General features: G+C 43.9%; 18 protein-coding genes. 10 read left to right on the top strand and 8 right to left on the bottom strand.

Annotation, left to right across the window (positions count from 1 at the left end; translation table 11 throughout):
• The first annotated feature begins 3 nt into the window (after window positions 1–3).
• From AABA75_RS09040 to AABA75_RS09025, 4 genes are all read left to right on the top strand, one after another.
• Window positions 4–1,038, top strand: coding sequence for an ion transporter (locus AABA75_RS09040; protein WP_338292288.1), 1,035 nt, complete (start codon window positions 4–6; stop codon window positions 1,036–1,038).
• Between the two features lie 212 nt (window positions 1,039–1,250).
• Entirely contained in the window at window positions 1,251–1,727 is a 477-nt protein-coding gene (locus AABA75_RS09035; protein ID WP_338292287.1) for a hypothetical protein, read from the top strand.
• The gene (locus AABA75_RS09030) at window positions 1,711–4,950 is read left to right on the top strand and encodes a PAS domain-containing hybrid sensor histidine kinase/response regulator (RefSeq protein WP_338292286.1); all 3,240 of its coding nucleotides are present in this window, start codon (window positions 1,711–1,713) and stop codon (window positions 4,948–4,950) included. Before AABA75_RS09035 ends, AABA75_RS09030 begins: the two co-directional genes overlap by 17 nt.
• 1 nt (window position 4,951) lies before the next feature.
• Complete coding sequence (locus AABA75_RS09025) at window positions 4,952–5,884, top strand: diguanylate cyclase (protein ID WP_338292285.1); 933 nt, start codon at window positions 4,952–4,954, stop codon at window positions 5,882–5,884.
• Here the strand turns inward: AABA75_RS09025 and AABA75_RS09020 are convergent.
• The 6 genes from AABA75_RS09020 to AABA75_RS08995 form a co-directional block, all read right to left on the bottom strand.
• Window positions 5,864–6,328: a TerB family tellurite resistance protein gene (locus AABA75_RS09020; protein WP_338292284.1), complete on the bottom strand. Its 465-nt coding sequence runs from the start codon at window positions 6,326–6,328 to the stop codon at window positions 5,864–5,866. The two genes, AABA75_RS09025 and AABA75_RS09020, sit on opposite strands and share 21 nt — an antisense overlap.
• A 140-nt stretch (window positions 6,329–6,468) precedes the next feature.
• Window positions 6,469–7,503, bottom strand: coding sequence for an ABC transporter ATP-binding protein (locus tag AABA75_RS09015; RefSeq protein ID WP_338292283.1), 1,035 nt, complete (start codon window positions 7,501–7,503; stop codon window positions 6,469–6,471).
• Window positions 7,504–7,506: 3 nt separating this feature from the next.
• Window positions 7,507–9,126, bottom strand: a complete 1,620-nt coding sequence (locus AABA75_RS09010) for an ABC transporter permease (protein WP_338292282.1) — start codon at window positions 9,124–9,126, stop codon at window positions 7,507–7,509.
• A 36-nt stretch (window positions 9,127–9,162) separates the two neighbouring features.
• Window positions 9,163–10,173, bottom strand: coding sequence for a Fe(3+) ABC transporter substrate-binding protein (locus AABA75_RS09005; RefSeq protein ID WP_338292281.1), 1,011 nt, complete (start codon window positions 10,171–10,173; stop codon window positions 9,163–9,165).
• Window positions 10,174–10,341: 168 nt separating this feature from the next.
• On the bottom strand, window positions 10,342–12,000 hold the full coding sequence (locus AABA75_RS09000; protein WP_338292280.1) for an ATP-binding SpoIIE family protein phosphatase: 1,659 nt from the start codon (window positions 11,998–12,000) through the stop codon (window positions 10,342–10,344).
• Between the two features lie 20 nt (window positions 12,001–12,020).
• A complete protein-coding gene (locus tag AABA75_RS08995; protein ID WP_338292279.1) occupies window positions 12,021–12,326 on the bottom strand; it encodes an STAS domain-containing protein in 306 nt (101 codons plus the stop codon).
• Window positions 12,327–12,487: 161 nt separating this feature from the next.
• Between AABA75_RS08995 and yciH the strand changes: the two genes are divergently transcribed.
• The 6 genes from yciH to AABA75_RS08965 all read left to right on the top strand — a co-directional run bounded on the left by yciH (window position 12,488) and on the right by AABA75_RS08965 (window position 16,514).
• Window positions 12,488–12,808, top strand: a complete 321-nt coding sequence (yciH, locus tag AABA75_RS08990; RefSeq protein WP_338292278.1) for a stress response translation initiation inhibitor YciH — start codon at window positions 12,488–12,490, stop codon at window positions 12,806–12,808.
• Between the two features lie 18 nt (window positions 12,809–12,826).
• Entirely contained in the window at window positions 12,827–13,627 is an 801-nt protein-coding gene (locus AABA75_RS08985; RefSeq protein WP_338292277.1) for a response regulator, read from the top strand.
• Between the two features lie 259 nt (window positions 13,628–13,886).
• Window positions 13,887–15,062, top strand: coding sequence for a chorismate mutase (locus AABA75_RS08980; RefSeq protein WP_338292276.1), 1,176 nt, complete (start codon window positions 13,887–13,889; stop codon window positions 15,060–15,062).
• 159 nt (window positions 15,063–15,221) lie between these two features.
• Window positions 15,222–16,079 carry an SPFH domain-containing protein gene (locus AABA75_RS08975; protein ID WP_425325569.1) on the top strand — a complete coding sequence of 286 codons (858 nt, stop codon included), beginning with the start codon at window positions 15,222–15,224 and terminating at the stop codon, window positions 16,077–16,079.
• Window positions 16,080–16,081: 2 nt separating this feature from the next.
• Window positions 16,082–16,270, top strand: a complete 189-nt coding sequence (locus AABA75_RS08970) for a hypothetical protein (protein WP_338292275.1) — start codon at window positions 16,082–16,084, stop codon at window positions 16,268–16,270.
• A 55-nt stretch (window positions 16,271–16,325) separates the two neighbouring features.
• Complete coding sequence (locus AABA75_RS08965; RefSeq protein ID WP_338292274.1) at window positions 16,326–16,514, top strand: hypothetical protein; 189 nt, start codon at window positions 16,326–16,328, stop codon at window positions 16,512–16,514.
• Window positions 16,515–16,540: 26 nt separating this feature from the next.
• On the opposite strand, the gene AABA75_RS08960 is transcribed toward AABA75_RS08965, so the two are convergent.
• The gene (locus AABA75_RS08960) at window positions 16,541–17,224 is read right to left on the bottom strand and encodes a DUF3667 domain-containing protein (RefSeq protein ID WP_338292273.1); all 684 of its coding nucleotides are present in this window, start codon (window positions 17,222–17,224) and stop codon (window positions 16,541–16,543) included.
• Window positions 17,225–17,351: 127 nt separating this feature from the next.
• The gene (tyrA, locus tag AABA75_RS08955; protein ID WP_338292272.1) at window positions 17,352–18,530 is read right to left on the bottom strand and encodes a bifunctional chorismate mutase/prephenate dehydrogenase; all 1,179 of its coding nucleotides are present in this window, start codon (window positions 18,528–18,530) and stop codon (window positions 17,352–17,354) included.

The following is an 18,530-nucleotide window of genomic DNA, read 5'->3' as shown; positions in this document are numbered from 1 at the left end:
GTAATGAATTACGAAAAATTACGCGAAAGTAAGCAGGGATTCTGGTTCGTCGTTGACCTGTTTATGATGGGCCTGTTGATCATTAACTTAATTCTGCTTATTTTCGATGCGCTTTACTCTACGGCAGCGCTGTTTGACTTTCTCACCGAATACGCTCCTGGCGTCATTACTTTTTATCAGCCGATACACGACAACTTTTTATTTGTCGATTTATGTTTTATTGCCGTTTTTCTCAGTGAATTCGTTGTGCGCTGGATAGTGGCAGTGAAAAACAAGGAATATATGCGCTGGTATTTTTTCCCTTTTATTCATTGGTATGATCTCGTGGGTTGTATTCCCGTAGAATCCGCCCGAATTTTTCGGTTTTTACGCATTATTTCCGTTATCTATCGGTTGCACAAATACCAGATAATCGATTTCAGGAACTGGGCATTTTTCCGTTTTTTCACGTTTTATTACAATGTTTTGATCGAAGAGCTCAGTGACCGTATCGTAGCCAAAGTTATTACTGACGCGCAGGAAGAAATCGCCAAAAGCTCAGGACTTCTCGATGATATTGCCGATCAGATTATTGCACCACGCAAAGCTGTCGTGACGCAGTGGATTTCTTCACTTATACAACATTTGGGGCAATCCATCAGTCACCCGGAACAAGGCGAAGTAATCAGACAACACATTATTAAAAGTGTTGAAAAAGCCGTGCGCCAGGACAAACAAATCGCTATGCTGAACCTGGTGCCCGTATTAGGTGGTGGTCTTGAAAAGCGCCTGGAAAACACTGTATCCAATGTGGTTATTCAGTCCATAACCAACATGCTAGAAGATATGGATAACGACACGGTAGCGGATGTCTTCGAAAAAGGCTTCAATCACCTCACCAATGAAGAAAAGCAAGTTAACAATGAATTCCTTAATCTGATTGTGGAAATACTGGAATTAGTTAAGGGGCACATTGGCCAGAAACGCTGGCAAGAACACTTACACGAAAGAGACCGGTTAAAAAAGGCTGGCAATGTTCAGGACAGTACAAGTAATTGAGAACTATGGCTATACTTAGGCATCGACCGTCGAAAAACGACATGTGCACAACGGATAAAATGCAACGAAATGGATAAATCTCACTGATGGTAAACATCTCCCGGAGATTATCAGGTACATTTATGCCTTACTGGCTGTGCCTCCTATTGTTATTAAGCTTCAGTTTTAATGTAACTGCTGAGGACGACTTTCGTGTCCTCAACGGTTTGAAGATGTTCAAATCGATACTTCAGGCAGATCAAGATATTAGAGACAAAAACAATCCAGATAATGCTCTGGATATCGTTTTTCTATACAGCCGAGACGTTAAACAAGCTGAAAAGCTGGCACGCTCATTTTTGCGCATGGGGCGCGGTGACAAAAAGGGCCGTATCAGGGATATGCCAGTGCTAGTGCATCTGATGACGGACCTGTCGCAAATTTCCGAACAAAACATTTCACCCGCAGGTGTTTTTGTTTTGGATCGCCTCAATACCCAACAAATTAAGGAAGTAGCCAGCTACGGGCAGAATAGCAATATTGTCACCTACTCACCTTTTCCAGGTGATGTTGAAAAGGGCATTTTCAGCGGACTCACGATTGATACCAGCCCCAAACCTTTTATCAATGCAGCAGCAATGGACAAGTCCGGCATCAGGATTAAATCTTTCTTTCTCAGAGTAGCGACCCTTTATGAGCCAACACGATAGAAAGTACCTGAAACGCACCCCAAGAGCGATATCCGCCATATTTGTTTTGCTGGCGATATCTCTGCAACTATCCTTGGCACTTTATTGGACTGAGGTATTGCAACCCAAACTGCGCACAGAATCAGCCGCAGACGCCAAACTGCTCGCCGAATCGCAAAGCTTACAATTAATTTCTGCCCTGCAATCCTATGAAGAACTCGGTAACAGCGATGAACTGGAACGCACGATTAGTAGTTTAATGCTGTATCAGGAGCCCAATCTTGGAGAGCCGTTCTTCAAACAAATCATGCTGGAACTCGACATAGAGCAATTTCCGCAACTACCCAATATCGTGCGTGGACAGGCAAGTTGTGGCACTTGCTTTGATGTAGAGGTACCTCTTTATTCACCCGATACCTTTGCGATTATCGGCATAGCCCACTTTAAAGTTTCCGATGAGTTTTTCCGTCTGTTAGCGCGTGATATTCGCAATCAGTTGGTTATCCAAGGGGCTATAGCATTATTCTTATTATTAATTGCTTGGGGTACTTCCATTTATCTGTTTCGCTCTTTAAACAAAGAAATAGAAAGACGTAAGGCTTCTGAAATGGCGCTGACAGAAAATCAGCGCAAGTATCACCGCCTGGTGAGCAGCTTAAATCAATACTTTGTCTACACGCGTGACACTAATGGCTCAATTAAATGGATCAGTGAAGGTGCTACCCAGCTATACGGTCATGCCACTACTGAACTCAAGGAAATCAGCAAGTTGTTTACCGACAGCCCCATTAACCATGTGGCAAAACGCTATCTAAGCCAGGTAAATCCCGATCTACCACAAACAGAGTTTGAGGGTGAAATCACCGATGACAAAGGTGATCGACGCTGGATATTATTTTCAGAGGTCAATCTTTTTGATGAACAGGGAAAACTTATCAGTGTTGAAGGGCTAGCACGAGATATTACCAAGCAAAAACAAATAGAAGCAGACCTTATACAGGCCAAAGAAAATGCGGAAGTTGCCAGTAAGGCCAAAGGGCAGTTTCTGGCCAATATGAGTCATGAAATTCGCACCCCGATGAACGCCATCATCGGCAACACCTATTTGATCAAAAAAACGCCGCTAGATGGAAAGCAGCAACAGTATGTCAATCGTATAGACTCCTCTGCTCATGTGCTTTTGGGTCTGGTTAACGATGTACTGGACATATCAAAGATTGAAGCGGGCAAAATGGAACTGGAAACCATCCCCTTTAACATTGATGAATTGTTAACCAATCTGTCTAACGTCCTGATAAGCCAGGCACAAATGAAGTCCCTGGACATTCTATTCGATATGGCAGCGGATATTCCCCAACCCATAAAAGGTGACCCGCTGCGCCTCGGTCAAGTACTTTTAAATCTGGTCAATAATGCCATCAAATTCACCGAGCAAGGTGAGATAGTGGTCTCCGTTTCTGTCAAAGAGCAAAAAGGCTCGCGGCTAAATCTGTTTTTCTCAGTAAAAGATGATGGTATTGGCATCGATGATGATAAACAGGATCGGCTTTTCAAGTCCTTTAATCAAGTTGATAACAGCATGACACGTCGATTTGGCGGTACCGGACTTGGCCTGGCAATTTGTCAACATCTGGTGGAGATGATGCACGGGTCCATTGGCGTAAAAAGCCAATATGGTAAAGGCAGTACTTTTTACTTCGATATCTGGTTGGAAACTGAAGCAAGTTCAGCAGTGGTGCCCTACCCCCACTTTGAATCCAGCCTGTCTCCTAATGTAATCATCGTTGATGACAGCGACGTTTCAGCCACTATCGCCAGTAAATTACTCCAGCAATTTGGCGTGTCGGCTCACATTTACCACTCCGCGGGTCAGCTGTTTAAAGCTCTGTCAAAACAAGATAGACAGATGGATTACGATGCAATAATCATCGATCACAACATGCCTGGTATAGATGGCCTGGAAGCGGCAGAAATGCTGTTGAAAAAGGGTTTGGTTGGCAATACAAAACTGTTACTCATGACCACTATGGGAGCGGAAGAAAAGCATCAGGAAAATATTGATCAACTGTTCCATAGTGTTTTGTATAAACCTCTTGTAGCAGGAGAGACCTTTGACAACCTGTCACAAATACTACGCAGTTCGAGCAAACAGGATAAGCAAAGTGAAGTTTCAAAAACGCAGTCCCTTCCCGACTTCAGTGATAAACAAATCCTGTTGGTGGAAGACAATAAGATAAATCAAGAAGTTGCAATCGCATTGCTTGACGACATTAATGCCACAACAATTATCGCTAACAATGGCCAGGAAGCGATCTACAAGTTAAACGAACAAAGTTTTGATTTGGTATTAATGGATATCCAGATGCCGATTATGGATGGCTTAACGGCGGCAAAACCAATACGCACCGATCTTAAAATACAAACTCCTATTTTAGCCATGACGGCACATGCGCTAGAAGAAGACAGAGAAAAAAGTCGTCAGGCAGGTATGAACGACTACATAACCAAACCCATTGATGTGAAAGAATTTTATGAGACGCTTGGCAGATGGTTGCCCTCATCAGAATTAAAAGCTAAGACAGCGTCTGAAAAAGTGGAAAATGGACACTCATTGCCTGATATCGACGGTATTGAAATCAACATTTTATTTAAACGTATAGGTAATAAAGCCAGTTTACTTGATGAGATCCTCTATGAGTTTCAACAAAGCTGTAGTTCATTTCCACAAACCCTTAATCATGCCATTGATGAACAAGACTGGCCTAAAACAGGACAAATTCTGCACCGCATGAAAGGTGAAGCGGGTAATATTGCAGCCAATGATATTCATCAAAAAACAGTGGCATTAGAGACAAATTTCAAAAAGAATGACAGTCTTGACCACAACCTGTTGACGCTATTGCTGGAAGACGTTTCTGCGATGGAAAAGACACTGAATCACTATTTCACTCAAAAAAGTAAACCTGCGAAACAACAAAGAGCACCTGAAACACCTCGTATATTGTCAGTTGAACGATTAAATGAAATACAAAAACTAACAGACAAAATGGCCGAGTTATTAGAGAAACAATCGCTGGATGCATTAGAGCTATCGGAGCAAATCAATACTGCTCTGGCAGGACAAGTGGAGTCAGATGTATTGAGTGACCTTGATGCTGCAATTCATCATCTTGACTATGACTTGGCAGTTCGATACCTCAACCAAATCCGCAGCCAACTGAATTTGCACGATGGAGCCAGTTAACATGTCTGACCAGGCAAGTAGCGAGAAACAAACAGTCTTGGTAGTAGACGATGCCATCAGCAACATTAAGATGTTAGGTGAGATTCTCCGTGAAGATTGCGATATTAGCTTTGCCACCAATGGCAAGAGTGCCTTGAGTCAGGCGTTGAAACTGACTCCAGATTTGATTCTCCTGGATGTAGTAATGCCTGATATGGATGGCTATGAAGTTTGTCAACACCTGAAACAGAATCCGGCCACAACGGACATTCCAGTCATTTTTATTACCGCCCTTGACAGTATTGAAGACGAGGAAAAGGGACTGGAAATGGGGGCCATTGATTACATTGCTAAACCTTTCCACCCTCCTATCGTCAAAATGCGCGTACGCAATCATTTAGAACTGGTGCGCCACAGAAAAAAACTCAATATGTTGTCCACTACCGACGGTCTTACAGGTATTGCCAACCGCCGGAGATTCGATGATTTATTACATAAAGAATGGCGACGTGCTTTAAGGGAAGAAGAGCCCCTTAGCATCTTAATGATCGATATCGATAATTTTAAGAGATACAACGACCTGTATGGTCACCTTAAAGGCGATGAATGCTTGAAACATGTTGCCACCATCTTACAAAACCGTTTCAAACGGGAAACCGATATATTGGCCCGGTATGGCGGTGAAGAATTTGCTGCCGTTTTGCCCAATACGGAATTGGCGGGTGCGCAACAGTTTGCACTGCAATTAATGGAAGCCATAGAAAAGGAATCGATTGTCCACGAAAATAACGGCGAGTTTAACATTGTGACTCTGAGTATGGGGGTTACAGCACTTATTCCTGACAACAACATCGAACTATCTGATGCACTGTCCTTTTCCGATGGCTGCCTTTACGAAGCAAAAAACGCCGGACGAAATCAATGTATTGCCAGGTTATTTCCCGGTAGTCAGTGAATCACGGGCTAATATTCTGGTTTGAATAAAATCGGAGTGGGATAAATACATCAAATCTGACATCTTGCGGATTAAGTGCTCTTCATGAGCATCAACGTTTCCATCAGACATCGCCAGGTGCCACAGCGATATGACAATGTTGCGCTTTTGCTCAATAGAGCAGTTTTCGTGGATCAATCGGGTAAACTGCATGTAATCAACAGCGTGACGAGCTTTAGCCTCAACTTTTTTGAGGAAGGGTCGTAGCTGTTCTTGAGTTAAATCAAACTCATCAAATACCTTTTGTTCGTACAATTCCAATTCATCAGCGCTAAAATGTTCATCAGCGCGTAACACTTCGTAATACAACACGGCCGTTGCCAACGGCACGGTTAATATCTCCGACGCTTGTTCGGACGAGGCGCCACTATCCAAATCCAGCCAGTCAAATAAAGCTTTAAACATAAATATTGGAGGTATCTAATTCCTGTTACCAAGTATTAAGCATGGCATCGAATAAATTTTTTTAAAGGTCGCATTTGTAACAGAAATTCAACTTACGCAAATTGAATAAAACGAGAATGTATTCAAATTTTTATTAAAAACTATGCTTCTGGAAACAAAATACAATGCTGCATATCAAAGCGGATCCCAACAACATCACCCGGCAAATGGTTATGATGAGCCGAGGCGTAACAATGCAATCGATACCCCTGACAATCCAGCTCAAATAAGAATTGTGCGCCCTTGAAATAACGCCTGATGACTTTTGCTTGTAATTGGCTTTGATCATCGTGAATAACATCATCGGGACGTACCAATAATTGCGCCTTATCACCCTTTTGCCAACGGTTAGACAGTGACGATTTGGAAAACTCTGCAATAGGCGTTATCAATGCCTCATCGACAAGCTTAACCGGTAGATAATCAGCAACGCCCAGAAAGTCGGCAATCTCTTGACTGTTGGGCTGATGGTAAACTTGATAGGGGCTACCGGTTTGTTTTAATTGCCCATGGCTCAACACGGCAATTTGATCTGCCATGGTAAAAGCTTCGGCATGATCATGAGTCACTAACAAAGCAGTGGTATTTTCTTGTTTTAAGATGTTTCGCACTTGTTGCCCCAAGTGTTCCCGTAAGTCTTTGTCCAGACTGGAAAAAGGTTCATCTAATAACAGTAAATCCGGTCTTGGGGCCAATGCTCTTGCCAGTGCAACTCGCTGTTGCTGCCCGCCGGACAATTGATGAATCATGTCGTTTTCTCGACCGTGTAAGCCCACTAACTCCAGCAACTCATGCATTCTTTGCCGCTGACGCGCTTTGTCCTGCTTCTGTAATCCGAAGGTAATGTTTTGTGCAACGTTAAGATGAGGGAATAGCGCCAAATCCTGAAACATCATACCAACTTTGCGCTTTTCAGGCGCCAATAACTGTTGTGCCGAACTCACCGTATTTTGCCTGATAACGACCCTGCCCTCTGAAATGCTTTTAAAGCCCGCGATGGCCTTAAGTATCGAGGTTTTACCAGAGCCGGAATTCCCCAACAAACAACCGATTTCCCCGGACTCCAAATGCCAGGAAACTTGTTGTACAACAGTTTTACTTTCGTATCGAATACTTACCTTATCGAGCTGCAACATAATCTAGTGTGACTTGATGTTCCTTTGTATAACCCAGACAGGAAGTATACCTGCCATAACAATTAATAACGCTGGCAATGATGCATCGGTTAAGCGTTCATCAGAGGCCAGCTCATAAGTTTTCACCGCTAAGGTATCAAAGTTAAAAGGACGCAAAATTAAAGTAGCGGGTAGCTCTTTTAATACATCCACAAACACCATCAATCCGCCCACTAGTAAGGAAGACTTTAGTATCGGGAAATGAATCTTACGCAACACACCATAATCACTTTCACCCAAGGTTTTACCAGCCTGGTCAAATGAAGGTGAGATTCGATTCAGACCATTGTTAACATGTTGAAATCCAACCGTTAGATAACGAATGCTGTACGCAAACAACAATGCCACCAAAGTCCCCGAGAACACCAAACCCGGCTGCCAATTAAATACTGAGCCCAGGAACTCGTTTAGCATCAGGTCGGCTTTACCCAATACGATGACCGTACCTACCGCTATCACGGCCCCTGGAAATGCATAACCTGTTACAGCAATGCTCGATACAAAGCTAAGCAGCTTGTTGGGTTTGTTGCGCAGCGCATAACCAAATAGCAATGCAATCGCCATGATCACCACTGCGGCAAAGCCAGCTACAAGGACACTATTGGTCACCAACGCCAGTAGTTCCCCAAATTCAGTGGACTGTTTGAACACCAACCAAGACCAACTAACTAAGCGCAATAATGGCACAAAAAAGCTTAATGTCATGATCAACAACAAAGAAGATAACACCAGAAGCGCGTTTGTCTTGCTTATTTGTCGACTAAGCCTCTCATTTTGTTGGTTATTCTGGTAAAAACGCTGACGCTCTCTGACGCGCTTTTCCAGCCAGAACAAAAACAACACAAAACAAACGAGACCAGCAGAGAGTTGTGCTGCCACTAAAGGTTGATTCATACCGAACCAGGTTCGGAAAATCCCCGTCGTAAAAGTGGCGATGCCAAGATATTCGACGGTACCAAAGTCAGCCAATGATTCCATCATGGTCAATAGAATACCGGTTAGAATCGCAGGTAATGCCAATGGTAAACTCACTTTGATGAAGTATTGCCAACCATTGAGGCCATGATTTTGTGCTACCTGTAATAACGAGCGGGATTGTGAAGTGAATGCGACGTAGGCCAAGCCATAAACATAGGGAAATAATACTAAAGAAAGTACAAATATTGCGCCGGGCATCGACTGCACATCCGGAAACCAATACTCACCATAGCTGAGTCCGGTGATATCTCGAAGCTGCCGCTGTATTGGACCTGAAAAGTCCAATACGCCAGTATACAGATACCCCATGATATAAGGCGGGATAGCGAGCGGAAGGAACAACATCCAGCGCACATGGTTGACCAGAGGAAACTGATATTGGCTAACACACCATGCACACCAGGTGCCCAACGCCCCTGAGGTTATCCCTACACCGAACGCAAGCACCAGACTATTTTGAATGTAACCGGCCAAAACCGTATCTGCCAAATGAGCCCAGCTGTCCCATTGCGGTAACAGCCAAGAGCCCAACACTACAAACGCCGGCAAAGCCATCAACAACGACAGTAGCATTACCAGATGGCGCAGTTGAAAATTCAGCGTCATTGTTTTAACCGGCAAAGAAACAGAAAAAGTCGCGAATTATTGCCAGCCCGCCCGGTCCATTAACTTGATGGCCGCCGCATTGAGTTCGCCCACTTGTTGTAATTGCACATCTTCAGCTTTGAACTCACCAAATCCGGCAAGTAATGCGCTCATCGTTATACCTTGCACTACAGGATATTCATGATTGTTATCTGCATACCATTTTTGGCTCGACTCACTGGCTAAAAATTCCATTAAGCGCAGGGCGTTTGCTTTGTTGGGGGCATGTTTAAGCATGGCGGCACCGGAAATATTGATGTGTGCCCCACTACCTTGTTGATCTGGCCAGAAAACCTTTAATTGCTCGGCTATCTTTTGGTTTTCTGAATCGGTATCCGCCAACATTCCCGCAAGATAATAAGTATTGGCTATAGCAATATCACATTGCCCTGCAACGACAGCTTTAATCTGATCTCTGTCACCACCTTTGGGTTTGCGCGCAAAGTTTTTTACGAAATCGTTAGCCCACTGCTGCACGCGCTGCTCACCAAATTTAGCGATCATAGAGGCAATCATGGACTGATTATAAATATTGTTTGATGAGCGAATACAAATGCGGCCTTTCCATTTAGAATCTGTAAGATCAAGAATGGAGCCAAGTTCATCCGGGTTAACGCGCTCCGGATGATACATGATCGGACGGGCTCGCTTGGTGAGTGCAAACCAAAAACCTTCTTCATCTCTAAAATTTGCGGCTATCCTCTCTTCCAGAACACGAGAATCTGTGGCGACCAATAAACTCATTTCTTTAGCCCGTTGCAATCGACCTACATCAGTAGTCAACAAAACATCCGCTGGGCTGAATTGCCCCTCAGAAGCTACGCGGGAAATCAATGCATCTGCCTTACCTGTAATAAGGTTAACTTTTACATTTTGCGCCTTCTCAAACTCGTCCAGTAGTGGCTTGATCAGCTCTTCTTTCCTCGCCGAATAGACATTAACTTCGGCAGCGATAACGGGTGACAAAGCGCTGATCAATAACGAGGCGGTAAGTATGATTTTTTTCATAAAATTGATTAACTTAGCTGTGAATGATGGGGATAGTATTCTAATTGAGAACTATTCTCAATAAAATAACTAAAGTTGTTAGATTTTTTGTCAAGACCGCTCTAAAGAGCTCAGGAACAAGCAAAAAAATCCTCTCAGCATTCGGCCAACAGTACTTATTTTAAGTTACTAACAATCTTGATCAATCAGAAACTTAGCTATGGCAACAGTACCGTTTTGCTGGTATTCGAAATGATCACATAACTCATTGACCAGGGCTACGCCTCGACCATAATTTTCATCAGAATCCACTGTGGAGACGATGGAGGCAGTATCAAATCCTTCACCGCTGTCCCGAAGCATAAACTGCAATTGCGGAGGCTCTACACTGTATTCCACTGACAACTGAATATGCCCCTCAGTGAGTTTTTCGATTCGCTCTTCCCTTTGGCTAAAATACTCCATAAAGCCATCCGGGGACGTTTTAAGCTCTGAGTCAAGTTTCAATATGCCGTGGTCCAGGGCGTTGTTATACAATTCGCTAATGACAGTGAAAATATTGGAGCGCAACCCGTGAAATGCGGCTTGCCCTGAAAGTAAGTCGATAATTTCCGAAACGGGGTTGGCGTGCGCAAATTGCGTATATTCAACTGAAACACTCAACTGGAAAGGTGCCGCAGGTAAGGCGGCAATTTGTTTTTTAAGACCGAGCTCCTGGGCTTTGTAAATGAACATACTGATATCGTCATCCTGCTCACCTACAGCGCGATAATGTTCAATTTTCTCCATCAATTGCGCCGTCGATATACCCGGCACACTCTCCACCCACTGCTCTAATCCCTCTTCAGAAAGCATCACACCATCGGCGTTGCTTAATTCAATCACCCCATCGGTATATCCCAAGATTTTATCGCCGTAGTCAGCTTCATAGCGCTCAACGTCATTCTCAAAATCTTCTGGATCCAGAATACCTAACGCCATATGCGCCGATTCAAAGCGTTTCTTAATCTTGCCCAGCTCATCAAACAACATCAGATGTGGTAGTCCCCCATTCCAGATATCCAGTGTTCGACCGTTTTCATTTATCTCAATAATGGCAGCCGCAAAAAACATTCCTCCCGGTAAAAAATCCAGCAGTGTTTTATTGAGAGTTTCAGCCATTTCACCTACTGAAATGCCCTTTTCTGCCATGGTCTGAAACGCGCGAGTCACCGGCAGAGCACCGATCGCGGAAGCCAAACCATGCCCGGTAAAATCCCCGAGTAAAATATACAATCCGGCACCGGGTGAACGTTCAATCAACAGCATGTCACCATTGAAATTACTGGCTGGGGCCAGATGACTATCGATGAATTTTGCGAGGCGCTGGTTAAGGGTCAGTACATTAGAGAAGATATGCTCCACTATGGCATGTTCGCGTTCTATGTGTTGCTGGTGAAACTGCAACTCCAGATTCTGCTTGTGAGCGCGTTTACTCAGCATTCGAATTCTGGCATGCGCCTTCAATTTGGCGGAGAGGATTGTTTTATTGAAGGGTTTCCCGACAAAGTCGTCACCGCCCACAGACAAGCACTTTACCAAGCTCTCTTCATCGTCTAATGCGGTAATAAAAATGATTGGAAGATAAATATCTGTCTGCAAGGCTTTGAGCTTTGGAGCCACCTCATGCCCGCTCATTCCCGGCATCACTACGTCCAGCAACACAATATCCGGCACTAACTCTTCAGCCATGGCCAAACCTTGCTCACCGTCTTCTGCCTCGTGACAGTCAGTGAAACCATTTTCCTCTAGCATGTGAATCAACAGAAAACGGTTTACCGGCTCATCGTCAACGATAAGAATGCGCATATTTTGTCGCCTTTAGAAAATTACTTAATAGTAAACTTCTTATCGAAACGAGAAATCTGTAAAATTTTTGCAACCGAAGGGCGGCTGTTGACAATCTGGAATTCAGAAACTTGCTCTTTAAGCGTTTTTTGCATATTCAACAACATACCCAAGGCAGAGCTATCCATGTATTCGGTATTGCCTAAATCCACCACAACCGTTGCAACATTATCGATGTCTTCACTGTAGGTATCTCTGAATTCTTGTACTTTGGAAAAGTCGAATTTATCGTCTAATACAATTGTCAGGGTTTTACCATCACTGGAAAGAATTCGTTCTAAACTCATGAAAATACTCCGTACTTTATACTTTGGTCGTATAGTTTGTTCTGATTTAATGGGTAAGCTTAGGCTTGTCCCTTAAGCTAATAACAAAAAAGCCAAATTAACCATATAAACAATAAATATTTTTGACTAAAATCGAAAATAAATCTTCGACAAATCTAATCATGGCAGAAAATCAATTAGTTTACAGTACCGACTTTGGTCGAATACAGGAAGCAAAACCAGAAAAGCAAGCACCGCAAGGTGATGGCATCGTGCGTATCCGCCGGGAAACCAAAGGTCGCAAAGGGAAAGGAGTAACCACGGTTTCCGGTCTGTTGCTAGAAGAGGCCGAATTAAAAGCCATGGCAAAGGATCTAAAAAAACTGTGCGGCACAGGCGGTGCGGTAAAAGAACACACGATAGAAATACAGGGCGACAATCGAGACAAGATTAAAGCATTTCTGGAAGCAAAGAATTTCACCGTCAAGTTAGCTGGCGGCTAAAAACCTAAAGAGTACATCATGCAAAGACTACAGATCTCAGATCTCAACATTTTACTCATTGAGCCCTCTGATACCCAACGTAAAATCATTACTTCGCTGTTAATAAAAGAAAACGTAGCGGAAATAGACGCCGTATCAGATATTGCTGGTGCTAAAACTGCGCTAATGTCTCATGGCGCAGATTTAGTGGTGAGTGCTATGTATTTTGCCGATGGGACGGCAATAGACGTGCTTAAATTCATCAAAGAATCTTCTGAGCTTCAATCCATTCCATTCATGTTAGTGTCCAGCGAAAGCAGAACTGCCAAACTGGAAGAGTACAAACAAGCGGGCATCTCGGCGATTTTACCCAAGCCCTTCAAACCGGTGCATTTAACTAAGGCACTGAACGCCTCATTGGATTTAATAAACGAAGATGAAATTGAGCTAGAATACTTCGACATCACCGAAATTCGAGTACTACTGGTGGACGACAGTATGCTGGCACGCGGTCACATTCGCCGTACTTTGGAAAAAATGGGCGTGAAAAATTTTGTAGAAGCGGAAAACGGCGCCATGGCCCTCACCTTCCTGAAAGATCACGAATTCGATATCGTGGTTACTGACTACAATATGCCAGAAATGGACGGCCGGGAATTATCGGAGTTCATCCGCTTTAATCCGGAAACCGCTCATATTCCCATCATCATGGTAACCTCAGAGAGTGCCGACAGTTTGCACATGTCTAATATTCAGCAAACCGGCGTTAATGCCTTATGCGATAAACCCTTTGAGCCAAGCATGGTGAAAAAGATGCTGGTATCACTACTGACAGAATAACCAGGCTATTAACAGGCGGCTTCGGTCGCCTTTGTTATTCCAATATCATTAACACCATTCCAAAATATGCAGTCTCAGGCTGTTGACATTTAGTCTCGCTGGATTTACTTTCGAATTATGAAAACACGCAACACACTCTTTTTCTTCTTTACCTCATCCTGACTCGGGAGGAATGCGTGTGAATACGAATTACTGAAACCTCCCACCAGGGAGGTTTTTTTTTGACTTAAATTTTTAAAATAAACACCAGGAACACAACATGGATTTGCAAGCTTTGCGCACTCAAATCAGCGAAACCGACGAACAGCTGCTACAACTACTTGCCAGGCGACAAGAACTCACCAAAGCCGTAGCGGAGGATAAAATCCGCAATCGCAAAAATGTCAGAGATACGGGCCGTGAAGAAGCCTTGCTCATGCAACTGGTTAGTAAAGGCCAGGAATTTGGATTGGCCCCGCAATACGTAAAATCCTTGTTTCATCTGATCATCGAAGACTCTGTGCTAAATCAACAAGCTCTGCTTTCGCAGCACGCAAACCCGGACCGTCAAACCAGCATAAACAGGGTAGCTTTCTTGGGTGATAAAGGCTCCTACAGTTATCTGGCCACCCAAAAATATTTCACCCGCCGTCCAGGCATACTTCAAGAGATTGGTTGTCAGAGTTTCGCAGAAATATTTCAACATGTTGAAAATGGCACTGCTGATTATGCGGTACTGCCCATCGAAAATACCTCTTCTGGCAGTATCAACGAAGTATACGACCAACTGCAGCACAGCGATATAGCCATCGTCGGTGAACTCACTCAGCCGGTGCGCCATGCCATTTTAACCAAAGATGAAAAAGATCTGAGTAACGTTAATGTACTCTATGGACACCCTCAGGTATTTCAACAATGCAGCCAATTTTTAAGCACACTGGGCAATGTACAAAGACAATTCTGTGATAGTACTTTTCACGCCCTGAAACTTGTCAGTGAATCAGAGCGCTTTGATATTGCTGCGATTGGTAGCGCTGAGGGCGGAGCGCTGTACGATTTATTCCCCATTCAAAACAACATCGCGAATCAACAAGAAAACCACAGCCGCTTCATTGTCATAGCCAAAGAGTCTGTGGTTGTCCCCCTTCAAATTCCGGCAAAAACCACCTTTGTTATGTCAACGGTGCAGAAACCCGGAGCACTGGTAGAAGCATTGGTAGTTTTAAAAGACAACAATATCAACATGACCAAACTTGAGTCACGCCCCATCACAGGGAATCCATGGGAGGAAATGTTTTACATCGATGTGGAAGGCAACATTCAAGACGGACCTGTCGAAAAAACCATTGAAGAACTTACCAGCATTACCCGTAATCTGAAGGTCTTGGGATGTTACCCCAGCGAAGATATCGACCACACAAAAGTTCCCATGGTTAAAGCCCTCAGCAAAAACTAAAGGTTCAGCCGTTCGATGATAGCGCTCACAAGAGCGCTTTTTTTTACTTAAAAAACAATGCACAAGGGTAATTTTAAGGTTTAAGTAGTGAATTTAGCTTGCTCAAACCATTAAATTGAATCATAGTGATATCACTTTGATATCACATGAGAATTTAAGATGATAACTGAAAAACGTGGATTTTCTGTAAATGGGTATGCTGTTTTTGCTGTTCTGATGGCTATTATTATCTGGATAGTTTTCAGCATTTCTGATGCTAGCAGCCATGTTGTGCCAGTCAGCATTATCGCCAAGGTGGTTATTGCTGTTGCTATTGCTCCTGGCTTTTTTATGGTGCAACCCAATCAAGGCAAAGTAATGACACTGTTTGGTAGTTATGTGGGTACCGTAAGAGAAACCGGCTTGCGCTGGACCATCCCGCTATTTATCCGCAAAAATATTTCTTTGCGTATACGCAACTTCGAGAGCGCTAAAATTAAGGTAAATGACAAAAATGGCAACCCGATTGAAATAGCCAGTATTGTTGTTTGGGCAGTTACAGATACCGCTGAGGCGGTGTTTGAAGTAGACGACTACGAAAGTTACGTCAGTATTCAAAGTGAAGCAGCCATTCGCAACCTCGCCAATATCTACTCTTACGATCCCAGCGATGAAAATGAAATAGGACTGCGCAGTGATCCGGTGGAAATCGCCGAACGTCTTAAATCAGAAGTGCAAGACCGATTAGAACGCGCAGGAGTAACGGTGCAAGAAGCCAGAATCAGCCACCTGGCGTATGCCCAGGAAATTGCCAGTGCCATGCTGCAGCGGCAACAGGCTGAAGCGATTATCGCGGCCAGAGCCAAAATTGTTGAAGGTGCCGTTGGCATGGTAGACATGGCTATTTCAAAACTAGCTGAAAAGGACGTCATACAACTGGATGAAGAGCGCAAAGCGACTATGGTGAGTAACCTGTTGGTGGTGTTGTGTGGTGATAAGGCGACACAACCTGTAGTTAACACCGGAACCTTGTATTAGTTATGGCTAAAAAAGCCTATCCACTGCGTATTAATGAAGACGTCCTCGCTGCCATGCAGCGCTGGGCGGATGATGAATTGCGTAGCCTGAATGCCCAAATTGAATACGTCTTGCGCGATGCATTGGTGAAAAATGGACGCGTAAAGCTGGTGCAAAAAGTCATCACTGAAGTAGAAGATAAAGAGCAATAAGAATTGGATTTTTAACAATATGGAAGAAGTAGCAAGTTCAGTCTTAAGGCCCTTAATGGCGATAATCCGTTGGATTGTTATCGAAGCTTTCATGGAAACCATACTCTATTGGAGTGGTCGGGGTGTTCTGAAACTATTTAGTTTTGGCGGATACCCCAAACGCGGCAAGAGAGCAAAAAGCCACTGTATGGTGGTTGGCGCTTTCGCGCTGGTTCTGAGTTTTGCCGTGCTTTTCTACTTTTGACTGACAGCATTAATTAAGTGAATGACTCAACCCAGGATCACATCAAACACCAGTCCCAGCGTTGCCATGTAAACAAAATAAATCGCGCCAGATTTGAGTATCGTACTCAAGAAGGATTCTTGAAACATAGTTTTAAACGCGGCCAGCACATACCAGAGAAAATAGGCGGCTGGAAAAACCTGTAAAAAAACGAAGAGTGGAGATCGCTGCTCCATTGATTCAAGGCTGCCAATAACTAAAAGTGCCAGGTAAGCGATAGTGTGCAGGTGCATTGAAAAGACCAGATTTGCAAGAAAATAACTCTGTCGGAAAAATACTCCTACATAAATAGCAAATACCGGGAATAGAACAAACATGATACGAGAATAGGTTTCTGTGGCGCTCTGGCTGCGCAACTCCCCATCAGGTAATAGATTATTAAAGGAGCCCAAGATCAAGAAAAATAATAAGCTCACCACTAAATAGAGACGCAGAGGCGGTGTATATTTAACCTTTTTGCCTTGAGCAAATTCAAATGAAGCAAAACCAGGCTTAAACAATAGCGTTCTTAGAGTAAGCATGAGCCTGCCATCAATATCCAGTAATTCATGCAGTGAATCACGTAAAAACTGCCAGAACGGTTGTCTTAACTCTTTGCTGCTCTGCCCGCAATTCCCGCAGTAATTTGCATTTTTCGCGAGCAACTGCTGACAGTTAGCGCACTTATTCATAAGACGTTCTGCCTTTGTTATTAGAGATGTGCCAATTTTGACAGAGAAGCCAACCCATTGAAATAAAAACGCCGTTAAAGAAAAAAGCCGCTAGACAGCGGCCTCACTGTTACTTGTTCGAGATTGACTAAACTCCGGTTTCCAGGGTTCTGTCATCGTCTGCTTTTAACAGCAGTTTTTTGCTGTCAGCCAAACACTGATTGGCGTAATCACCAAACCACTGAGCGATATCATTGAACTGATTGACGAACTGCTGCTTGTCACCTGATTCCAGTAACGCCATGGCCTCGTCAAAGCGCCCATGAAAACGCTTGAGTAACGCCTTACCCGTATCGCTGGAGAAAATGATATCGCCATATAAAACCGGGTCTTGCGCAAATAGCCGCCCTACCATAGCCAATTCAAGGCGGTAAATCGGTGAACTGAGTTGCAAAAGCTCCGTCAGGCAGGGATTTTCTCCTGCCAGATGAGCACCGTATACAAAGCTACTGAAGTGGCGCATTACCTGAATAAAGGCCATCGCTTCATCGTGTCTTTGCGGCTCACTTTCAATCAGTGCAGCCCCCCAGATGCGAAACTGCTCTAACAGCCATTCGTATTGCACAGCCTCGCGACCGTGAGATACCACAACGACTTGCTTCACCAACCCCGGCACATCAGGCCCAAACATAGGATGAAGTCCTACTACAGGTCCTTTGTGGGTAGCTAACATCGTCTCAACTGGTCCGGTTTTTACACTGGTAATATCAGCCAGTACACAATCCTTCGGCAAGCTATCTAAGGTGCGGATCACCTGCTCAGTTTGTCGAATCGGCACCGCCACCAAAACTAACCCCGCGGTACTAAAAAGCGCTTCGGCACTGTGCCAATCACCTTTGTCAATTACATCAACTTGGTAGCCACTGCGCTCAAATAAGGTAACGAATTTTGAGCCTAACGCCCCTCTTCCGCCTACAATCACAATATTTTTGATATCAGGGCGAGTGCACAGATATTGTTTATTTTGGGTTTGATAGGACTCCCGCATGACACGACGCAGTACGTCTTCAATCAGGCTCTCAGATAAACCAGCCTCTTTGGCCTGTGCCTTGCGAGATTCCAGTAATTGCGCCTCTCTACTAGGTACATAAATGGGTAAGCCAGTTTTACTTTTAAATTCACCCACTTTGCGAGTCAGCACGGAGCGTTTTGCCAGTATTTGTACCAATTCACTGTCCAGAGCATCGATTTGCTGTCTTAACTGGCCCAAATCAAGCTGCTGCTCATTTTCATCTGATTGTTGACTATTCTCAGTTTCGCGCGTCAT

The sequence above is a fragment of the Planctobacterium marinum genome, assembly GCF_036322805.1.
Lineage (GTDB): Bacteria > Pseudomonadota > Gammaproteobacteria > Enterobacterales > Alteromonadaceae > Planctobacterium > Planctobacterium marinum_A.
The sequence above is the reverse complement of the archived record's forward strand: the minus strand, read 5'-3'. Positions and strand labels throughout refer to the sequence as shown.

Bases quoted from the DNA above. Each gene is read 5' to 3' on its own strand.
- AABA75_RS09020 (WP_338292284.1), bottom strand. From the start codon at position 6,328: ATGTTTAAAGCTTTATTTGACTGGCTGGATTTGGATAGTGGCGCCTCG.
- AABA75_RS08960 (WP_338292273.1), bottom strand. From the start codon at position 17,224: ATGAATAAGTGCGCTAACTGTCAGCAGTTGCTCGCGAAAAATGCAAAT.
- AABA75_RS09005 (WP_338292281.1), bottom strand. From the start codon at position 10,173: ATGAAAAAAATCATACTTACCGCCTCGTTATTGATCAGCGCTTTGTCA.
- AABA75_RS08980 (WP_338292276.1), top strand. From the start codon at position 13,887: ATGGATTTGCAAGCTTTGCGCACTCAAATCAGCGAAACCGACGAACAG.
- AABA75_RS09035 (WP_338292287.1), top strand. From the start codon at position 1,251: ATGTTCAAATCGATACTTCAGGCAGATCAAGATATTAGAGACAAAAAC.
- AABA75_RS08975 (WP_425325569.1), top strand. From the start codon at position 15,222: ATGATAACTGAAAAACGTGGATTTTCTGTAAATGGGTATGCTGTTTTT.
- AABA75_RS08970 (WP_338292275.1), top strand. From the start codon at position 16,082: ATGGCTAAAAAAGCCTATCCACTGCGTATTAATGAAGACGTCCTCGCT.
- AABA75_RS09015 (WP_338292283.1), bottom strand. From the start codon at position 7,503: ATGTTGCAGCTCGATAAGGTAAGTATTCGATACGAAAGTAAAACTGTT.
- tyrA (WP_338292272.1), bottom strand. From the start codon at position 18,530: ATGACGCGCGAAACTGAGAATAGTCAACAATCAGATGAAAATGAGCAG.
- AABA75_RS08965 (WP_338292274.1), top strand. From the start codon at position 16,326: ATGGCGATAATCCGTTGGATTGTTATCGAAGCTTTCATGGAAACCATA.
- AABA75_RS08985 (WP_338292277.1), top strand. From the start codon at position 12,827: ATGCAAAGACTACAGATCTCAGATCTCAACATTTTACTCATTGAGCCC.
- AABA75_RS09025 (WP_338292285.1), top strand. From the start codon at position 4,952: ATGTCTGACCAGGCAAGTAGCGAGAAACAAACAGTCTTGGTAGTAGAC.
- AABA75_RS09010 (WP_338292282.1), bottom strand. From the start codon at position 9,126: ATGACGCTGAATTTTCAACTGCGCCATCTGGTAATGCTACTGTCGTTG.
- AABA75_RS09040 (WP_338292288.1), top strand. From the start codon at position 4: ATGAATTACGAAAAATTACGCGAAAGTAAGCAGGGATTCTGGTTCGTC.
- AABA75_RS08995 (WP_338292279.1), bottom strand. From the start codon at position 12,326: ATGAGTTTAGAACGAATTCTTTCCAGTGATGGTAAAACCCTGACAATT.
- AABA75_RS09030 (WP_338292286.1), top strand. From the start codon at position 1,711: ATGAGCCAACACGATAGAAAGTACCTGAAACGCACCCCAAGAGCGATA.
- AABA75_RS09000 (WP_338292280.1), bottom strand. From the start codon at position 12,000: ATGCGCATTCTTATCGTTGACGATGAGCCGGTAAACCGTTTTCTGTTG.
- yciH (WP_338292278.1), top strand. From the start codon at position 12,488: ATGGCAGAAAATCAATTAGTTTACAGTACCGACTTTGGTCGAATACAG.